This is a genomic window from Sphingomonas adhaesiva (assembly GCF_036946305.1).
In the GTDB taxonomy this organism is placed as follows: Bacteria; Pseudomonadota; Alphaproteobacteria; order Sphingomonadales; family Sphingomonadaceae; genus Sphingomonas; species Sphingomonas adhaesiva_B.
Genome location: NZ_JAQIJJ010000003.1, coordinates 334,606 through 351,578, shown reverse-complemented (window position 1 = coordinate 351,578; position 16,973 = coordinate 334,606). Strand labels below are relative to the sequence as shown.

The 16,973-nt window shown below is 70.2% G+C and carries 19 protein-coding genes and 1 pseudogene; 7 read left to right on the top strand and 13 right to left on the bottom strand.

Going from position 1 to position 16,973, the window contains the following annotated elements:
* Nucleotides 1-123, bottom strand: coding sequence for an aa3-type cytochrome c oxidase subunit IV (locus PGN14_RS05130; protein ID WP_335298350.1), 123 nt, complete (start codon nt 121-123; stop codon nt 1-3).
* Between the two features lie 152 nt (nt 124-275).
* Between PGN14_RS05130 and PGN14_RS05125 the strand changes: the two genes are divergently transcribed.
* Nucleotides 276-1,736: a sigma-54-dependent transcriptional regulator gene (locus PGN14_RS05125; protein WP_335298349.1), complete on the top strand. Its 1,461-nt coding sequence runs from the start codon at nt 276-278 to the stop codon at nt 1,734-1,736.
* Between the two features lie 18 nt (nt 1,737-1,754).
* Nucleotides 1,755-2,507 carry an SDR family NAD(P)-dependent oxidoreductase gene (locus tag PGN14_RS05120; RefSeq protein ID WP_335298348.1) on the top strand — a complete coding sequence of 251 codons (753 nt, stop codon included), beginning with the start codon at nt 1,755-1,757 and terminating at the stop codon, nt 2,505-2,507.
* A 157-nt stretch (nt 2,508-2,664) separates the two neighbouring features.
* Here the strand turns inward: PGN14_RS05120 and PGN14_RS05115 are convergent, their stop codons facing one another.
* The 7 genes from PGN14_RS05115 to glmM form a co-directional block, all read right to left on the bottom strand.
* Nucleotides 2,665-3,549, bottom strand: a complete 885-nt coding sequence (locus PGN14_RS05115) for a bestrophin family protein (protein ID WP_335298347.1) — start codon at nt 3,547-3,549, stop codon at nt 2,665-2,667.
* Between the two features lie 63 nt (nt 3,550-3,612).
* Nucleotides 3,613-4,659, bottom strand: coding sequence for a dihydropteroate synthase (gene folP, locus PGN14_RS05110; protein ID WP_335298346.1), 1,047 nt, complete (start codon nt 4,657-4,659; stop codon nt 3,613-3,615).
* A 149-nt stretch (nt 4,660-4,808) separates the two neighbouring features.
* The gene (locus PGN14_RS05105) at nt 4,809-5,957 is read right to left on the bottom strand and encodes a site-specific DNA-methyltransferase (protein ID WP_335298345.1); all 1,149 of its coding nucleotides are present in this window, start codon (nt 5,955-5,957) and stop codon (nt 4,809-4,811) included.
* A 148-nt stretch (nt 5,958-6,105) separates the two neighbouring features.
* Nucleotides 6,106-6,759: a ribonuclease HII gene (locus PGN14_RS05100; RefSeq protein WP_335298344.1), complete on the bottom strand. Its 654-nt coding sequence runs from the start codon at nt 6,757-6,759 to the stop codon at nt 6,106-6,108.
* A complete protein-coding gene (gene thiD / locus PGN14_RS05095; RefSeq protein WP_335298343.1) occupies nt 6,747-7,520 on the bottom strand; it encodes a bifunctional hydroxymethylpyrimidine kinase/phosphomethylpyrimidine kinase in 774 nt (257 codons plus the stop codon). The genes PGN14_RS05100 and thiD overlap by 13 nt, the downstream gene beginning before the upstream one ends.
* On the bottom strand, nt 7,517-7,741 hold the full coding sequence (locus tag PGN14_RS05090; protein ID WP_335298583.1) for a DUF1272 domain-containing protein: 225 nt from the start codon (nt 7,739-7,741) through the stop codon (nt 7,517-7,519). The genes thiD and PGN14_RS05090 overlap by 4 nt, the downstream gene beginning before the upstream one ends.
* 314 nt (nt 7,742-8,055) lie before the next feature.
* Complete coding sequence (gene glmM / locus PGN14_RS05085) at nt 8,056-9,393, bottom strand: phosphoglucosamine mutase (protein ID WP_335298342.1); 1,338 nt, start codon at nt 9,391-9,393, stop codon at nt 8,056-8,058.
* A 172-nt stretch (nt 9,394-9,565) separates the two neighbouring features.
* Between glmM and PGN14_RS05080 the strand changes: the two genes are divergently transcribed.
* From PGN14_RS05080 to aat, 5 genes are all read left to right on the top strand, one after another.
* Nucleotides 9,566-10,726: a dicarboxylate/amino acid:cation symporter gene (locus PGN14_RS05080; protein ID WP_335298341.1), complete on the top strand. Its 1,161-nt coding sequence runs from the start codon at nt 9,566-9,568 to the stop codon at nt 10,724-10,726.
* Nucleotides 10,723-11,709, top strand: a complete 987-nt coding sequence (locus PGN14_RS05075) for an aldo/keto reductase (RefSeq protein WP_335298340.1) — start codon at nt 10,723-10,725, stop codon at nt 11,707-11,709. Before PGN14_RS05080 ends, PGN14_RS05075 begins: the two co-directional genes overlap by 4 nt.
* Nucleotides 11,710-11,922: 213 nt before the next feature.
* On the top strand, nt 11,923-12,690 hold the full coding sequence (locus PGN14_RS05070; protein WP_335298339.1) for a Coq4 family protein: 768 nt from the start codon (nt 11,923-11,925) through the stop codon (nt 12,688-12,690).
* A gap of 43 nt (nt 12,691-12,733) precedes the next feature.
* Entirely contained in the window at nt 12,734-13,441 is a 708-nt protein-coding gene (locus PGN14_RS05065; protein ID WP_335298338.1) for a ParA family protein, read from the top strand.
* Nucleotides 13,442-13,514: 73 nt separating this feature from the next.
* On the top strand, nt 13,515-14,180 hold the full coding sequence (aat, locus tag PGN14_RS05060; protein WP_443019467.1) for a leucyl/phenylalanyl-tRNA--protein transferase: 666 nt from the start codon (nt 13,515-13,517) through the stop codon (nt 14,178-14,180).
* A gap of 35 nt (nt 14,181-14,215) precedes the next feature.
* Here aat and PGN14_RS05055 read toward each other — a convergent pair.
* From PGN14_RS05055 to PGN14_RS05035, 5 genes and pseudogenes are all read right to left on the bottom strand, one after another.
* A pseudogene (locus PGN14_RS05055) lies at nt 14,216-14,383 on the bottom strand (DUF2155 domain-containing protein); the annotation flags it as partial.
* Nucleotides 14,384-14,679: 296 nt separating this feature from the next.
* A complete protein-coding gene (locus PGN14_RS05050) occupies nt 14,680-15,075 on the bottom strand; it encodes an NADH:ubiquinone oxidoreductase subunit NDUFA12 (RefSeq protein ID WP_335298336.1) in 396 nt (131 codons plus the stop codon).
* A 174-nt stretch (nt 15,076-15,249) separates the two neighbouring features.
* The gene (locus PGN14_RS05045) at nt 15,250-15,714 is read right to left on the bottom strand and encodes a DUF192 domain-containing protein (RefSeq protein WP_335298335.1); all 465 of its coding nucleotides are present in this window, start codon (nt 15,712-15,714) and stop codon (nt 15,250-15,252) included.
* Nucleotides 15,711-16,310: a cold shock domain-containing protein gene (locus PGN14_RS05040; RefSeq protein ID WP_335298334.1), complete on the bottom strand. Its 600-nt coding sequence runs from the start codon at nt 16,308-16,310 to the stop codon at nt 15,711-15,713. Before PGN14_RS05040 ends, PGN14_RS05045 begins: the two co-directional genes overlap by 4 nt.
* A gap of 78 nt (nt 16,311-16,388) precedes the next feature.
* Entirely contained in the window at nt 16,389-16,913 is a 525-nt protein-coding gene (locus PGN14_RS05035; protein WP_335298333.1) for a RecX family transcriptional regulator, read from the bottom strand.
* Nucleotides 16,914-16,973 lie beyond the last annotated feature (60 nt).

Here is a 16,973-nt window from a genome sequence, read left to right as displayed (position 1 = left end):
CTACGAAATCAGCCAGATGACGAGAAATGCGAGCAGGAAGCACGCGATCGCGCCATATTTCAGCATCGACAGCATGCTGAAATAGGTCGATTCGTGCGCCTTGATGTTGGCGTTGTCGGCCATGACGATCCCCTTCCTTTCGTGATACGCTAAAGCCTAAAGACGCAGGATAGGCGAGGCAATATCCCCTGTGCCACGCTTAAGCCGGCCTTTACCCCCCGTGCGTTAGGTGCGGGCCGGAGCCACGTCGGGCAAACCGGGGGACGAATCGACCAATGACGCGTAACGGCCAACGCCTGCTGATGCTGATCGACGACGATCCCGCGCAGCGCCGCCAGGTCGCCTCGATCGCCGCGCGCGCCGGATGGCGCTCGATCTTCGCCAATGATGGCGAGATGGCGCTGGCGATGTTCGGCACCCAGGACGGGATGCAGCTCGACGCGATCCTGCTCGACGCGCGCTCCGCGGCGGACCGGGACGGAGACGAAGGCGATGGTGACGGGGCGCAGGACGCCGCGCCGCTGATCGCGCAATTGCGCGGCTATCGCCCGCAGCTCCCCATCCTGCTGCTGGCCGGGGAAGCCTCGGTCGCACAGGCGGTGGGGGCGATGCGCGCGGGCGCGACCGATTATCTGACCAAGCCGCTGGCGCCGCAACGGCTGCTCGCCGCGCTGGAGGCCGCGGTCGCGGGCAGCGTCGCGGGCGAGCTGCGCCCGCTGACCGAGAAGATCCCGGCGATGCTGGAGTTCGACGAGATCGTCGGCTCCGCACCCGAATTCCGCGCCGCGCTGGCGATCGCGGCGAAGGCGGCGCGCGCGCGCGTTCCCGTGCTGATCGAGGGCGAGAGCGGCGTCGGCAAGGAAGTCGTCGCGGAGGCGATCCACAATGCCAGCCCGCGGGCGAAGGCGCCGCGACTGACCGTCAATTGCGCCGCCATTCCGGCCAATCTGATCGAAAGCGAGCTGTTCGGGCACGAACAGGGCGCGTTCGCCGGCGCGTTCGAGCGCCGCAACGGCACCTTCATCGCCGCGGACGGCGGCACGCTGTTCCTCGACGAGGTCGATCATTTGTCGCTGGAGGCGCAGGCGCAGCTGCTGCGCGTGCTCCATACCGGCGAGGTGGTGCCGATGGGCGCCCGCCATGCGCGCGAGGTCGACGTCCGCGTCGTCGCCGCCACCAACAAGCGGCTGCTGGACGAGGTGGCGGCGGGCCGGTTCCGCGAGGATCTCTATTACCGGCTCAACGCCGTCACGGTGACGATCCCGCCGCTGCGCCACCGCAGCGGGGACATTCCCGCGCTCGCCCGCCACCTGCTGGCGCGGATCGCGGGGCAGCCGGGGCTGCGCCAGCTGGGCATCACCGACGACGCGCTGGCGCTGCTGGTCGATTACGACTGGCCGGGCAACGTGCGCCAGTTGCAGAATGCGCTGTTCCGTGCGGCGGTGCTGTGCGAGGGCGACGCGCTGACCCGTGCCGACTTCCCGCAGCTGGCGGCGCTGGGCACGCGCCCGACGCGCAGCACGATCGCACCGCCGACGCTGGCGCCCTCGGGCGGGGTGACGCTGTTCCGCCCCGACGGCAACATGCGCGCGCTGGAGGAGATCGAGGCCGATGTCATCCGCCTCGCCATCGGCCATTATCGCGGGCGCATGACCGAGGTCGCGCGCCGGCTGGGGATCGGGCGGTCGACGCTGTACCGCAAGCTGAGCGAACTGGGCATCGACAGCGCGGCGTGACGCGCGCAGGAAGGCGGGATGACCCGCCTTCGCGATCGCGCCTTCCTCGTCACCGGTGCCGCGTCCGGCATCGGCCTCGCCACCGCCCGCCATCTGGCTCAGGCGGGCGCGACGCGGCTGGTGCTGGCGGATGCCGATGCGGTCGCGCTGGCGCGCATCGACCTGGGCTGCACGCTCGACCTGCTACCCGGCGACGTGCGCGACGAGACGTTCTGGGACGAGGCGGCCGCGGCGCTGGCGGGGATCGACGGCGCGGTGGTCAATGCCGGCGTCGCCGGCGCGGGCGCGATCGCAAACTTGGCGTTCGACGAATGGCGACGCATCCTGTCGGTCAACCTCGACGGCGCGTTCCTGACGCTGCGCGCGGTCATGCGCGCGATGACAGGGCGCGGTGGCGCGATCGTCACCGTCGCGTCGGCCGCGGGGGTGAAGGCGGAGCCGGGCGTGGCGGCCTATGGCGCGTCGAAGGCGGGACTGATCCAGCTGACGAAGGTCGCCGCGAAGGAGGGCGCCGCCGCCGGCATCCGCGTCAACGCGATCGCGCCGGCCGGGGTGGAGACGCCGGTGTGGGACGCGGTGCCGATGTTCGCCGACCGCGCCGCCGCGATCGGCCGCGACGCCGCCTTCGCCGAACTGGCCGCGATGGCGACGCCGCTGGGACGCTATGCCAAGGCCGAGGAGATCGCCGCGCAGATCGCGTTCCTGCTGTCCGACGACGCCGCGACGATCACCGGCAGCGTGTTGCTCAGCGACGGAGGCTATACGTTATGACGCCGCCACCGCGGACCTGATCAAAACCCTTGCGAACATCCCATCCCCTTCTGTTCCCCGGCGAAGGCCGGGGTCCAGCCGCGAGCGGCTCCAGTATGTTCCCAGCCGTCCGTCACTGGACTCCGGCCTTCGCCGGGGAACAAGAAGGTCGGGGATATCACCACAACACGCCCCTCACCGGCTGGATCGGCTCGGGCGGGGCTTCGCCGATCGACTGGAGCAAATCGATCTCGATCGTGCGGCACATCGCGTTGAGCGGCAGGTCGTGGACCGTGTTCGCGAACGGATCGACCAGATCGTCGCCGATCGCCAGCACGGCCAGGAACATCAGCCCCGCCACCGTCGACCCCAATGGCGTCGCGAAGCCCAGCGTCTCGACCAGCCCGATCGGCAGGAACACGCAGAACAGATGCGTGAACAGCGTCGGGAAGAAACGGTATTGATTGGGCAGCGGCGTGTTCTTCAGCCGCTCCATCCCGCCCTGCGCATTGGCGATATCGACCAGCACGCTTTCCATCGCGCTCTGCTGGATGGTGTCGATCCACCCCTTCTCGCGCGCGATGTTGATGCGCCGGCCAGTGCCGTCGACGATGCCGTTGGCGATGTTGACGCGGGCCAGCGCGAAATCCGCCTCGCCCTTGGAGAGATAGCGCTTCACCTCCTCGTCCGCGGGCTGGCGCCGCAACTGGCAGCGCAGCGCGTTCACATAGGCGATCTGGCGCAGCACGATCGTGCGCTTCATGTCGGTGGCGTCGGGATCGGGCAGGAAGTTGCGCGCCTGGCGCGCCAAGTTGCGGCTGGCGTTGATCATCAGCCCCCAAAGCGACCGCCCTTCCCACCAGCGCTGATAGGCGGAATTGCTGCGGAAGCCGAGGAACAGCGCCAGCGCGGAGCCGAACAGCGTCAGCGGCAGCGACGGCGCCCGGAACGGCAGCAGGTAATAGGTGACGGTGACGATCACGTCCCACACGAAGAGGACGGACAGCGGAAGCCAGACCTCACGGACGATCTGCGTGAATCGGGGGGTGGCGGTAACGATCATGCGCCCGCTAACGCATGTTTCCGTTTCGCGTTGCGTACCCGAAACGTATTGAAGTGTGTCCGGCTACAGGGTGAGCGCGCGATCGCGCAGTCCGCGCCATACGCGCAGTGCCTGCACCGTGGCGGCGACGTCGTGGACACGCAGCAGTTGGACGCCCGCCTGCGCCCCGGCCACTGCCAGCGCGACCGACCCGCCCAGCCGGGCGTCCACCGGCGCCTCATTGTCCAGCGCGCCGATCATCCGCTTGCGGCTGGCGCCCAGCATGATCGGGCAGCCCAGCCCGTGGAGCATCGGCAATGCGTTGACCAGCGCCAGATTGTCCGCCAGCGACTTGCCGAAGCCGATACCGGGATCGACCATGATGCGCGCGCGATCGACCCCGGCCGCGACCACCGCATCGACGCGCGCCTCCAGCCAGTCGAACACCTCGATCGCGACATCGCGATAGGTCGGACGGCCGTGCCCGCCCGCCTTGGGATCGGGCGAGTGCATCAGCACGACCGGCGCGCCGCTGCGCACGACCACGTCGAGCGCGCGCTCGTCCCACAGCAAAGCGGAGACGTCGTTGACGATCCCCGCCCCCGCGGCGAGCGCGGCCTCCATCACCGGCGCCTTGCGCGTGTCGATCGAGACGAGCGCCCCGGCGCGCGCCAGCCGCTCGACCACGGGAACGGCGCGGCGCGCCTCGTCCTCCTCCCACACCAGCGCCGCGCCGGGGCGGGTCGATTCGGCACCGACGTCGATCACCGCCGCGCCGACCGCCGCCATCGCCATCCCGGCGGCGGCGGCGCCCGCCGCGTCGTCGACATGCGCGCCGCCGTCGGAGAAGCTGTCGGGGGTGACGTTGAGGATGCCCGCGACCGCGGGCTGGTCGAAGCGCAAGGTGCGCCCGCCCAGCGCCCAGGGCGCGCGCGGCGCGGTGATGCGCGCGTGGAGGGTCGCGGCACGCTCGCCCAGCGTAGCGATGTCGGCGACGGGGACGATGCGGCGCGTGCCCGCCTCGGTCACCTCATAGGCGGCGAACCACTGCATCCCGCCGGCAAGGCGCGCGACCTGCCCGTCCGAATAGGCGAACGGTGCGTCGGCGAAATGGATCGGGCGCAGGTGCATGGCGGTACTTTCTCCCCTCCCTTTCAAGGGAGGGGCCGGGGGTGGGTGGCGTGCTCGCGATACGGTGCCGCGCGCGAGTGCGGCGCCGTACCATCAGGCCTCGACCCACCCCAACCCCTCCCTTGAAAGGGAGGGGCTAAGTCGTGGGGCTATGGCTGCGTCGCGAGCAAATAGGTCTGGCGCAGCGTGTCGATCGGCTTCAGCGTGCCGTCCGCCTCATGGTGCCAGAAGGTCCAGCCGTTGCATGCCGGCGCCCCCTGCACCGTCGCGCCCAGCTTGTGGATCGATCCGCTCGCGCCGCAGGGCGATGCCAGCGACCCGTCCGCGCGCACCATCGCGCGGAAGCGGCGCCTGGCGTCGACCAGCACGTCGCCCGGCGTCAGATAGCCGTTCTCCACCAGCACCCCGAACGCCACCTTGGGCTGCGCACGCGGGCTTTGCATCGTCGACAGCGCGGATTCGTCGAGCGGCAGCGCCGCGGCGATGCGCTCCTGCGCGGCCTCGATATAATCCGCCTCGCGCTCGATCCCGATCCAGCGCCGCCCCAGCCGCTTCGCCACCGCGCCCGTCGTGCCGGTGCCGAAGAACGGGTCGAGCACCACGTCGCCCGGCTTCGTGCAGGCCAGCAGGATACGGTACAGCAACGCCTCCGGCTTCTGCGTCGGATGGACCTTCACCCCGCCCTTCTTCAGCCGCTCGCCCCCGCCGCAGATCGGGAACTCCCAGTCGGACCGCATCTGGATCTCGTCGTTCAGCGTCTTCATGCTGCGATAGTTGAAGGTATATTTCGCCTTCTCGCCCTTCGACGCCCAGATCAGCGTCTCGTGCGCGTTGGTGAAGCGGGTGCCGCGGAAGTTCGGCATCGGATTGGCCTTGCGCCACACGATGTCGTTGAGGATCCAATAGCCCAGATCCTGCACCGCCGCGCCGACGCGAAAGATGTTGTGATAGCTGCCGATCACCCAGATCGTGCCGTCGTCCTTCAGGATGCGGTGCGCCTCCGCCAGCCAGGCGCGCGTGAAGGCGTCATATTGCGCGAACGTATCGAACTTGTCCCAGTCGTCGGTCACCGCATCGACATGGCTGCCGTCGGGGCGGAACAGCTCGCCGCCCAGTTGCAGATTGTACGGCGGATCGGCGAAGATCATGTCGACCGACTTCGCCGGCAGCGCCTTCATCGTCGCGATGCAATCGCCCGCGATGATACGGTCGAGCGCCAGCGGCAGCGGGGCCTCCCCCCCCTCCGCCGGCAGCACCGTGCCGCGCGACGCCCGCGCGATCTTCTCGATCACCCCCATGTCATTCCCCCGTTTCGAGGGGCGAAAGTGCGAAAATCCCGGACTCCGTCAAGCGAATGTTGGTTAACGCGACTCGCCGGAAAACCGTTGAGGAGGCGGAACATTTCATGGACAGGACCAGATATTGAGTCTCGTCGATTCACCGGACTCAACCGATAGCGTGTTGCGCGAAAGACTCAGCCCCGCGCGGTTCGTCGCAAAACAGCTGGAGCTGCGCCACCGGCGCGAAGCTGCGGCGGTGGAGCGGCGACGGGCCATGCTCGCGCAGCGCCTTGAGATGCGCAGCGCTGCCATAACCCTTGTTGCGCTCCCACGCATAATGCGGATGCGCCAGCGCCGCCTCGATCATGATCGTGTCGCGGACGTGCTTGGCGACGATCGAGGCGGCGGCGATCGAGCGGCTGGCAGCGTCGCCGCCGACGATCGCGGTCGCGGCATAGTTCCAGCGCGGCAGGCGGTTGCCGTCGACCAGCACATGGCCGGGCGCGCCACCCAGCGCCTGCGCCAGCTGGTCCACCGCCAGCGTCATCGCCTTCATCGTCGCCCAGTGGATATTGAGCGTGTCGATCTCGTCCGGCTCGACGATGCCGATGCCGACCACGGCACAGGCACGCAACCGCGCGCACAGCCGCGCACGCTCGGACGCCGGGAGTTGCTTCGAATCGTCGATCCCGCGCGGCACGCCTTTCGCGGGCAGCACCACCGCGGCGGCAACCACCGGCCCGGCGAGCGGCCCGCGCCCGGCCTCGTCCACCCCGGCGACCGGGGGCAGGCAGAGCCGTTCGTGCTTCAGTCCGGGCATCGGAACCCCGTCGCGTCCTGCTGTCCCATCGGTCCATGGCCGTGCCCCAGCCCGGGTGCCCGTTCAAGGCTGGCGCGGACGAACGCGATGGCCCGTTCGATCGTCGCGGGGAGCGCCATGCCGGCGCCCAGCCCGGTCGCGATCGCGCTGGCGAGCGTACAGCCGGTGCCATGGGTGTGGCGCGTGTCGATGCGCGGGTTCTCCCAGCGCGCGACCTCGCCGGATGCGTCGAACAGCCGGTCGATCACGGTCGCACCTTCGGCATGGCCGCCCTTCGCCAGCACCGCCGGCGCGCGCGCCAGCAGCGCGTCGAGGCCACCGAGCGCGTCGCATTCGGGCAGGTTGGGTGTCACCAGCGTCGCGCGCGCGATCAGCCGCTCCAGCGCCGCCACCGTCTCGGCATCGGCCAGCACCGAGCCGGAGGTCGCGACCATCACCGGATCGACCACGACGGGGACATCGAGCCCCTCCAGCACATCGGCCACCGCCTGCGCGGTGCCGGCCGACCCGATCATGCCGACCTTCACCGCATCCAAGCCGAGGTCGTCGATCACCGATCGCATCTGCGCCACGACCATGTCGGCGGGCACGGGATGGACCGCCTGCACTCCCAGCGTGTTCTGCGCGGTGATCGCGGTGATCGCGGTCATGGCGTGGCCGCCCAGCATCGTGACGGTCTTGATATCCGCCTGGATGCCCGCGCCGCCGCCCGAATCCGATCCCGCGACGATCAGGACGCGGGGCAGCGCACGGGGCGTCATCCCTTGAAACGCCGCACGGTGGAGGCCGGATGCCGCTTCAGCGCATCATCGACCCGCGCCGGGCGGTCGAGCAGTTCGCCGCCGCAATTAGGGCAGCGCTCGTCCAGCGCGTCGGCGCAATCGGCGCAGAAGGTGCACTCGAACGAACAGATGAACGCGCCGCCCTCGTCGGCGGGCAGGTCGACGCCGCAGCGTTCGCAATCGGGGCGCATGTCCAGCATCCGCCGGCCATAGCCGGGCAACGGAGCGGTCACAATCCGTGCGGCATTCGTCACCCCGGCCTTGAGCCGGGGTCCCGCTTCCTCGCCGACGTTACGGAAAAAAGCGGGACCCCGGATCCAGTCGGTATTCGTCCCATTCGGACAAGTACGCCTCCCCGGCGGAGGCCGGGGTCCAGTTGGGAGAACAGGGGTTGGCGAGCGCTGTACGTCGTCACTACGACCTTCCCGACTGGACCCCGGCCTTCGCCAGGGAGGCAGGAAAAATCCTTATTCGAAAGGGATAAGCACCGATCACGTCCGGGGTGGCGGTGATGTCACGCCGCCTTGCGCACCGCGTCGCAGATGCGGTCGACCACGCGCTCGACCTGCTGGGGGTCGTCGCCCTCGGCCATGACGCGGATCACCGGTTCGGTGCCCGAGGGGCGGATGACGAGGCGGCCGGAGCCCGACAATTCCGCCTCGGCCTGCGCGATCACCGCCTTCACCGCGTCCGCCTCCAGCGGCTTGCCGCCGGCGAAGCGGACGTTCTTCAGCAACTGCGGCAGCGGCTCGAAGCGGTTGAGCACGCGGCTGGCCGGGGCGTCGGCGCGGCAGATCTCGGCGAGCACCTGCAACGCCGCGACCAGCCCGTCGCCGGTGGTCGCATAGTCGGACAGGATGATATGTCCCGACTGCTCGCCGCCGACGTTATAGCCGCGCGCGCGCATCGCCTCCAGCACGTGGCGGTCGCCCACCGCGGTGCGGATCAGCTCCAGCCCGTGCCCCGCCAGATGCCGTTCCAGCCCCAGGTTGGACATGACGGTGGCGACCAGCCCCCCGCCCTGCAACCGTCCCGCGCGCGCCCAGCCGCCGGCGATCGCCGCCATCAGCTGATCGCCGTCGATCACCTGCCCCTTTTCATCGACCACGATCAGCCGGTCGGCATCGCCGTCGAGCGCGATGCCGATGTCGGCGCGCACTTCGACCACCTTCTGCGACAGCGCGTGCGGGTGGGTGGAGCCGATCTTGTCGTTGATGTTCAGGCCGTTGGGCGACACGCCGATCTGTACCACGTCGGCGCCCAGCTCCCACAGCGCCTCGGGCGCGACCTGATAGGCGGCGCCGTTGGCGCAATCGACCACCACGCGCACGCCATCGAGGCTGAGGTCGGACGGAAAGGTCGACTTGGCAAAATGGATATAGCGCCCGCGCGCATCGTCGATCCGCTTGGCGCGCCCGATCTCGCCCGGGCTGGCGAGCGCCACGTCGCCGTCGATCGCGGCCTCGATCGCCAGTTCGTCCTCGTCCGACAATTTGTAACCGTCCGGGCCGAACAGCTTGATGCCGTTGTCGGCATAAGGGTTATGGCTGGCGGAGATCATCACGCCCATGTCGGCGCGCATCGACTTGGTCAGCATCGCCACCGCGGGCGTCGGCATCGGCCCGACCAACGTCACGTCCATGCCGACGCTGGTGAAACCGGCCTGCAACGCCGATTCGATCATATAGCCCGACAGCCGCGTATCCTTGCCGATGACGACGCGGTGGCGATGGTCGCCGCGCAGGAAGTGGCGGCCCGCCGCCATCCCCACCTTCATCGCCATCTCCGCGGTCATCGCGCCGCTGTTGGTCAGGCCGCGAATACCGTCGGTGCCGAAATATTTCCTTGCCATGTCGCCGTCCGTTCGCTCCGCTTGATGGGCATCGCATAGCGAAGCGCGGATGAAAGGGCGACTACCGGGACATGACACAAGCGACACGTATCCTCCTTTCGCTGGTGGCCGGGCTGGGCGCTGGGATCGCGCTCGCCGCGCTCGCACCGGGCGCGGTGCCCGCGCGACGGCGGTGGCGGAGCCGATCGGCACCGCCTGGCTGCACGCGTTGCAGATGACGATCGTGCCGCTGGTCGTGTCGCTGCTCGTCACCGGGGTCGCCGCCACCGCGGAGGCGGCGCGCGCCGGGCGGCTGGCGGGGCGTGCGATCGCGCTTTACGTCACATTGCTGTTCCTCTCCGCGACGCTGGCGGCGGTGCTGACGCCGCTGTTCCTGTCGATCGCGCCGCTACCCGCCGCCTCGGCCACCGCGCTGCGCGCCGCGCTGTCGGGGGCGGAGGCGATCCCGCCGGTCGCCCCGCTGGGCGAGTTCTTCGCCGGGATCGTGCCGACCAACATCGTCAAGGCGGCCGCCGCCGACGCCTTCCTGTCGCTGATCATCTTCACGCTCGTCTTCGCCTTTGCGATCGCGCGGATCGGGGCGGAGGAGCGCGCGCTGATGGTGCGCTTCTTCACCGCACTGCGCGACACGATGCTGGTGGTCATCGAATGGGTGCTGTGGGTGGCGCCGGCGGGGGTTTTCGCGCTGGCGCTGGTGGTCGGCGCGCGCGCGGGCAGCGGCGCGTTCGGCGCGCTGATCCATTATATCCTGACCGTGTCCGCCGTCGGCGTCGCGGTGGCGGCGATGGCCTATCCGCTGGCGCTGATCGCCGCCCGCGTACGCCCGGGCGCGTTCGTGCGCGCCGCGCTGCCGGCGCAGGCGGTGGCGATCAGCACGCAAAGCTCGCTCGCCTCGCTGCCCGCGATGCTGGAGGGCGCGCGCGCGCTGGGCGTGCCGGTGCGCGTCGCGGGCGTCACGCTGCCGCTGGCGGTCGCGATCTTCCGCGCCACCGGGCCGGCGATGAACCTGGCGGTGGCGATCTATGTCGCGACCTGGTTCGGGGTGCATCTGTCGCCGGCGACGCTGGCGCTGGGCGTCGTCGTCGCGACGCTGACCTCGCTCGGCTCGGTCAGCCTGCCCGGCACCGTCAGCTATGTCAGCGCGATCGCGCCGATCGCGGGCACGATCGGCGCGCCGGTCGCGCCGCTGGGCCTGCTGGTGGCGGTGGAAACCATCCCCGACATCGTGCGTACCGTCGGCAACGTCACCATGGACCTCGCCACCACCGCGCTGCTGGGCCGCGGCGCCGCCCGCGACGACGACGACGACCAACCGGAGGAACATCTGCCATGAAGACCCGCCAACTGGGCGACGGCCTGACCGTCAGCGCGCTGGGCATCGGCTGCATGCCGATGGCCGCGGGGCGCCTCAACTACGGCGCGCCCGACCTGGACGAATCGATCGCCACGATCCACCGCGCGATCGAGCTGGGCATCACCTTCTTCGACACTGCCGAAGTCTATGGCCCGGAGGAGAACGAACGCATCGTCGGCCGCGCGATCAAGGGGAAGCGTGAGCGCCTGGTCATCGCCACCAAGTTCGGGCTGGTCGGCAGCAAGGGGCCGTTCGTGCCCGACAGCACGCCGGACAACATCCGCCGCGCGTGCGACGGGTCGCTGGAGCGGCTCGGCATCGAGACGATCGACCTCTATTATCAGCATCGCGTCGATCCCGACGTACCGATCGAGGAGGTGATCGGCACGCTGGCGGAGCTGAAGCAGGCGGGCAAGATCCGTCATATCGGCCTGTCGGAAGCCGCCGCCACGACGCTGCGGCGCGCCTGCGCGGTCCATCCGATCGCCGCGCTGCAATCCGAATATTCGCTGTGGGAGCGCGACGTGGAGGCGGAGATCCTGCCGACCGCGCGCGAACTGGGCGTCGGCTTCGTCCCCTACAGCCCGCTCGGCCGCGGCTTCCTGACCGGGCAGGTCACCCGGCCCGAGGACATGGAGGAGGGCGACTATCGCCGCAACGATCCTCGCTATGCCCCCGGCAATTTCGAGGCGAACCTGGCGCTGGTCGCCGTGGTGAAGGACGTGGCCGCCGCGCACGACGCCAGCGCGGCGCAGGTCGCGCTCGCCTGGCTGCTGGCGCAGGACGAGGCGATCGTGCCGATCCCCGGGTCCAAGCGCCGGGTGACGATGGAGGACAGCGTGAAGGCGGCGGAACTGACGCTGACCGCGGAGGATCTGGAGCGGCTGGATGCCGCCGCCCCGCGCGGGCAGACCGCCGGACCGCGCTATCGCGAGGCGCAGTTGAAGATGGTGCGGCTCTGATCCGCCGCCGTCACCCTCACCCTTCCCACGCGCCTGCGGCGAGCAGGTCCCTCCCTCTCCCTGTGGGAGAGGGAGGGAGGCGCGCAGGGGTCCCATGAAAGTATTACTTTCATGGGTGCCCCGAAGCGCCGGAAGGGTGAGGGTGATGGAGATAGCATTGACTCCCCGCCCCTTCATCACTTATTGACACATCTGTCAGTAGGAGCACGAGTCATGGCACAGCTTCCTCCCTTTCCTGGCACCAGCGGCCGTCGCGATTGGCGGACCGCGTTCGATGCGGTCGGCAAGCTCATGGCGAACGGCGACGACACGCAGCAGGTGTTCCGCATCATGCGCGCGCTCAACGTCGGCAATGCGCCGCAGAATTACGCGCGGCTGATCGCGACCGAGGAAGGCGGGCGCATCGCCTATGAGCGCGCCGAGCTGGCGCAGCGCTTCTCCGACCCCGCCTTCGTCGCGTCGTTCGCGCCGGGCACGGTCGGCGCGGCCTATCGCCAGTTCCTGGAGACGACCGGCTATTCCGCCGACGGACTGGTCGAGGTGAGCAAGCTGGAGGGCGATCCCGAGGCGGTCGACCATCCCTATGCCTGGATGGGGCGGCGCATCCGCGACACGCACGACATCTGGCACGTCATGACCGGCTATCAGGCGGACGAACCAATGGGCGAGGCGGCGCTGGTCGCGTTCAGCTTCGCGCAGGTCGGCGGGCTCGGCTGGGCGCTGATCGCCACCGCCGCCGCACTCAAGAGCCTGCGCGTCGCCAAGAACAGGCTGTTCGCCGATGCGGTGTGGGAGGGCTATCGCCACGGCCGCGCCGCCAAGTGGCTGCAGGGCGAGGATTATCTGACGCTGCTGCACGAGCCGATGGAGGCCGCGCGCGCGCGGCTGGGCATCCGCGAGCCGGTCGCCTATCGCCGCGCGCAGCGCGAACTGGGCGCGGCGATGGCGGATTTCCTGAAGGAACGCCGCGCCATCGCGTGACGCGCTTGCCGCCCCCGGGCCGCGCCCGTACCATCCGCGCGGCATGACGACGGTCGCGATCTACAGCCTGAAGGGGGGCGTCGGAAAGTCGACGCTGGCGGTCAACCTCGCCTGGTGCGCGGCGACGCTGTCGGCGCGGCGCACCTTGCTGTGGGATCTCGATCCGCAGGCGGCGTCGAGCTGGATCCTGGGCGACGGCGGGCAGCACGACCGCGCGCAGGCGCTGTTCTCGCGCGATGTCGCGCCGGCGCGGATGATCACCGCGACCAAGGTGGAGCGGCTCGACCTGCTCCCTGCCGACGCCTCGCTGCGCGACCTCAACCACCTGTTCCGCGAAATCGACAAGAAGCGCCGCTTGCAGAAGCTGGTGGCGGACTTGGGCGACCATGACTATGTCATCCTCGACTGCCCGCCCGGGCTGACCGAGACCGCGGACCAGGTGGCGCGCGCCGCCGACCTGATCGTGGTCCCCGTCATCCCCTCCCCGCTGTCGCAGCGCGCCTTCGCCACCGTGGAGCGGCATTTCGGCGGGCAGGTACCGATGTTACCCGTCCATGTGATGGTCGATCGCCGCCGCGCATTGCATGTCGAAGCGATGCAGCGTCATCCCGACTGGCCCGCGATCCCGATGGCAAGCGCGGTCGAGAATGCCACCGCCCGCCGCCTGCCGGTGGGCGTGGCGGCCCCGCGCAGCCCGGTGACGGCGGCGTTCACGCACCTGTGGCGCAAGATCGAGCGGGCCGCAGGATAATGGGGGCCGGATAGTGGCGGAGCCGCTGGACCCGTCGCTGCTGCTCGGTGCCTATGCGGTCGGGGTCTTCCCGATGGCGGACAGCCGCGATGCCGACAGCGTCTATTGGGTGGAGCCGCGGCGGCGCGCGATCCTGCCGCTCGACGGATTCCACCTGTCGCGCTCGCTGAAGAAGACGATCGCGGCGGACCGCTTCCGCGTCACCGTCGACCGCGCGTTCGACCGCATCATCGCGCTGTGCGCCGAATCGGTCGACAACCGGCCGGAGACATGGATCAACGCCTCGATCGAGGAGGCTTTTCGTCGGCTCCACGCGCTGGGCCTCGCACATTCGGTCGAGTGCTGGGACGGCGAGCGGCTGGTGGGCGGGCTCTATGGGCTGGCGCTGGGGCGCGCCTTCTTCGGCGAAAGCATGGTCAGCCGCGCGACCGATGCGTCGAAGGTCGCGATCGCCGCGCTGGTGGCGCGGCTGCGCATCGGCGGGTTCGCGCTGCTCGATTGCCAGTTCATGACGGAGCACCTCGCCACGCTGGGCGCATGCGAGATCGACCGCAGCGACTATATGGCGTTGCTGGGCGCCGCGCTTTCCGCCACCGGCTCGTCGGCGGCGGGCGCCTCGTCGCTCTCGGCCGCGGTGGCGGCCGGTGCGGCCGACTTCCGCGCGCTCGACGCCGCGGCAGGGGCCGATGGCGCGGTGCCGGGGAAGGTCATCGTGCAGGCCCTGACCCAGACATCATAGACCGGGTGGAGCACGACATTGTACGCCGGCCGCTCCTTGTAGAGCCAGCCGGAGAAGGCGCGCCGCCAGTGCCCGTCGATGCCGCGCACGTCGAGCTGGACGAAGCCGCCGGTCAGCTGCTCCGGCTCCCACGGCGCGGTGCGCTCGCAGGCGCGCAGGCGGATGACGACGTCGCCGACGCGCATCGCCTGTCCCGGCTTCATCGTCACGTCGCGGCTGACGCCGTTGCGCTTGTTGAGCAGGCCGATCGTCGCGACGCGCTGCGCCATCGGGGTGGCGCCCGCATCGACCGGCGCCTCGTCGCCCGCGACCTGTACCACGTCGCGTCCCGCATCCGCCGCCGCGGGGGCATCGCGCGCCGCGTCGGGCACCGCCTTGCTGACCATGCGGGTATTCGCCGGCGATCCGCCGGTCAGCCGTATCCCCAGCAGGTTCGTGGCCGCGAAGCCCGCGCCTGCCAATGCCACCACCATCAGCCCGCCGACCGCGAGCGGGCGGTTCATGCGTCGGGGTTCCACGCCTCGTAATCGCCGGTCGCCGAGGCGCGCGCGCCGCCCTTCTCCAGCGCGCCGGAGGGGCGATAGGCGAGCGCGGTGCCGGTCATGTTGGGCACCGCCGGCTTCTGCCACGCACGCGGGGCGGGCATCGCCCGATCGGGCACGTCGTCGATCTGGCGGTGCAGCCAGCTGTACCATTCGGGGGGCACGCGGCTGACGTCGTTGGCGCCGCTGTAGATCACCCAGCGGCGCGGCTCGCCCGCGGTGTCGCGGCCGCCGATCCAATAGGTGTTGCCGAGCGAATCCTCGCCGACCTGACGCTTGCCGCGCAGCCCGTAGAGGATCGTGCCCACGGTGGCGCCGTTCCACCAGGTGAAGGGGTTGAGGTTGATGCCCATCGTGCCCGACCGCTTACCCGCCCGCGCCGCGGGCTTCAATGGCGGATTGCGCGGACGCTTCCCGTTCGTCACCCCGGACTTGATCCGGGGTCCCGCTTCTTTCTGCAACGTCGGAATACAGCGGGACCCCGGATCAAGTCCGGGGTGACGATGCAGTGCTCATGATGGCCGCATCTACCACTCGACGCGGTCGCCCTCGCCGATGCCCAGTTCCGCCGCGCGGCCGCCGCGCAGTTCCAGCACCGCCGATACCGGCTCGGAAGAGGACACCGGCGCTTCGGAAAAGGGGATGGTATCCGCCTCGATGTTGGCGATCGTGCGGTCGGAACGGATGAAGATGATGTCGAGCGCGCTGGGCGTGTTCTTCATCCAGAAGCTGGCGACCTGCGCGCCGCCGCCGGCCGCGGGATAGGGCGCGAACAGCATCCCGCCATCCGCGGGGATGGTCGTGCGGAACATCAGGCCGCGCTGCTGCGCCTCGGGCGTCTTCGCCACCTCGACCGCGAAGGCGTGGCGCTTGCCCCCCGACACGATCGTCAGCGGGATCGTCGCGCGGGCGGTGGCCGATGCGTCCGGCGCGCCCGCGCCGCCGCGGCAGCCCGCCAGCACCACGAACAGCGCGACCGCAAGCCACCTCATTCCGGCAGCCCCACGCCCACCGCCAGCGGCCCCTTGCGCCCCGGCACGATGCGCGCGCGCAGCCGCTGGTCCGGCTCCACCTCGACGATGCCGGCGCGTCGCAGCGTCTCCATATGGACGAAGATGTCGCCCGGCCGCGCCGTCGCCACCAGGAAGCCATAGCCCTTCAGCCGGTTGAACCATTTGACGGTCACGTCCTCCCACGCGCCGCCATCGCCACCATCGGCCAGCAGCGCGGGGTCGACCCGCTCGCGGTCGCGGTCGCGCACCACGTCCGCGGCGGGGCCGGTGTCGATCCGGGTGATCTCCACCGCCTGCCATCCGCGCGGCCCCAGGATGGCGCGCCCCTCCACCCGCGCGCCTTCGGGCAGCGTGCGGCGCCCGAACGCCTGGAGCACCGTGAAGTGGATCAGGACATCGCCCATCTGGTCGTCGGCCGCGTCGCGCGCATCCGCCACCATGAAGCCGAAGCCGCGTGTCGCGTCGAACCATTTGAGGACGCCGGCCACCGCCACCGCCGCCTCGTCGGCGGCAGCGTGCGTCGGGCCGGCGTCAACCCCCTGATCGCCGGTGAGTGCGGAGCCGTCGTCGCGCACGGTGTGCCTTCCCGTCCCCCCTGTTAGAGACGGCGTCATGGGTGCACTGCACCATGTCACAAGGCAAGACGGTAAACGTCATTCCGGGGACGGAATTTTGCCCGGCGGCGCGGAAACGATGCGCCGTGCGGTCGCCATGTCGTGGCCGGCGCGCAGCAGCGCGGCCAGATGCCGCTCGCGCACCTTCGGATCCTGCGTCGCCTGGGTCGCGAACGGACCGATCCGCCGCCGCCGTGCCAGCCGCAGCGCGCTGTCCCAGGCGTCGGTGCGCGCCTGCTCCAGCGCGGCCGCGGCATCGTCCGCGGCGACGCCCGCGGCGCGCAGGCTGTCCGCCACGCGGCGCACGCCATAGCCGCGCCGCGCCAGCGCCGCGCCCTTCTGGTCGGCGAACCCGCGATCGTCGACATAGCCCAGCGCCGCCATCCGCTCCGCGACCTCCGCCGGGTCCGCCGGCAGGGCATCGGCCCAGCCGCGCTCGCGTACCTTGCGCGCGAGATAGCCGGCGAGCTTGCCGCGCGTGGTCGCGAACCGCTCGACATAGCGCAGCGCCAGCCGCTCCAGCGCGGGCCGGTCGAGCGGAGAAAGGGCGCGTGGCGGTCGCACGCCATGTTTGTGCCACAGTGAAGCGGGATGTTGGGAATGGATTTTTAACGTTTCGCCACG

Excerpts from the sequence above, each read along its gene's own strand:
- PGN14_RS05130 (WP_335298350.1), bottom strand. The coding sequence starts at position 123 with ATGGCCGACAACGCCAACATCAAGGCGCACGAATCGACCTATTTCAGC.
- PGN14_RS05125 (WP_335298349.1), top strand. The coding sequence starts at position 276 with ATGACGCGTAACGGCCAACGCCTGCTGATGCTGATCGACGACGATCCC.
- PGN14_RS05120 (WP_335298348.1), top strand. The coding sequence starts at position 1,755 with ATGACCCGCCTTCGCGATCGCGCCTTCCTCGTCACCGGTGCCGCGTCC.
- PGN14_RS05115 (WP_335298347.1), bottom strand. The coding sequence starts at position 3,549 with ATGATCGTTACCGCCACCCCCCGATTCACGCAGATCGTCCGTGAGGTC.
- folP (WP_335298346.1), bottom strand. The coding sequence starts at position 4,659 with ATGCACCTGCGCCCGATCCATTTCGCCGACGCACCGTTCGCCTATTCG.
- PGN14_RS05105 (WP_335298345.1), bottom strand. The coding sequence starts at position 5,957 with ATGGGGGTGATCGAGAAGATCGCGCGGGCGTCGCGCGGCACGGTGCTG.
- PGN14_RS05100 (WP_335298344.1), bottom strand. The coding sequence starts at position 6,759 with ATGCCCGGACTGAAGCACGAACGGCTCTGCCTGCCCCCGGTCGCCGGG.
- thiD (WP_335298343.1), bottom strand. The coding sequence starts at position 7,520 with ATGACGCCCCGTGCGCTGCCCCGCGTCCTGATCGTCGCGGGATCGGAT.
- PGN14_RS05090 (WP_335298583.1), bottom strand. The coding sequence starts at position 7,741 with ATGCTGGACATGCGCCCCGATTGCGAACGCTGCGGCGTCGACCTGCCC.
- glmM (WP_335298342.1), bottom strand. The coding sequence starts at position 9,393 with ATGGCAAGGAAATATTTCGGCACCGACGGTATTCGCGGCCTGACCAAC.
- PGN14_RS05075 (WP_335298340.1), top strand. The coding sequence starts at position 10,723 with ATGAAGACCCGCCAACTGGGCGACGGCCTGACCGTCAGCGCGCTGGGC.
- PGN14_RS05070 (WP_335298339.1), top strand. The coding sequence starts at position 11,923 with ATGGCACAGCTTCCTCCCTTTCCTGGCACCAGCGGCCGTCGCGATTGG.
- PGN14_RS05065 (WP_335298338.1), top strand. The coding sequence starts at position 12,734 with ATGACGACGGTCGCGATCTACAGCCTGAAGGGGGGCGTCGGAAAGTCG.
- aat (WP_443019467.1), top strand. The coding sequence starts at position 13,515 with ATGGCGGACAGCCGCGATGCCGACAGCGTCTATTGGGTGGAGCCGCGG.
- PGN14_RS05050 (WP_335298336.1), bottom strand. The coding sequence starts at position 15,075 with ATGGGCATCAACCTCAACCCCTTCACCTGGTGGAACGGCGCCACCGTG.
- PGN14_RS05045 (WP_335298335.1), bottom strand. The coding sequence starts at position 15,714 with ATGAGGTGGCTTGCGGTCGCGCTGTTCGTGGTGCTGGCGGGCTGCCGC.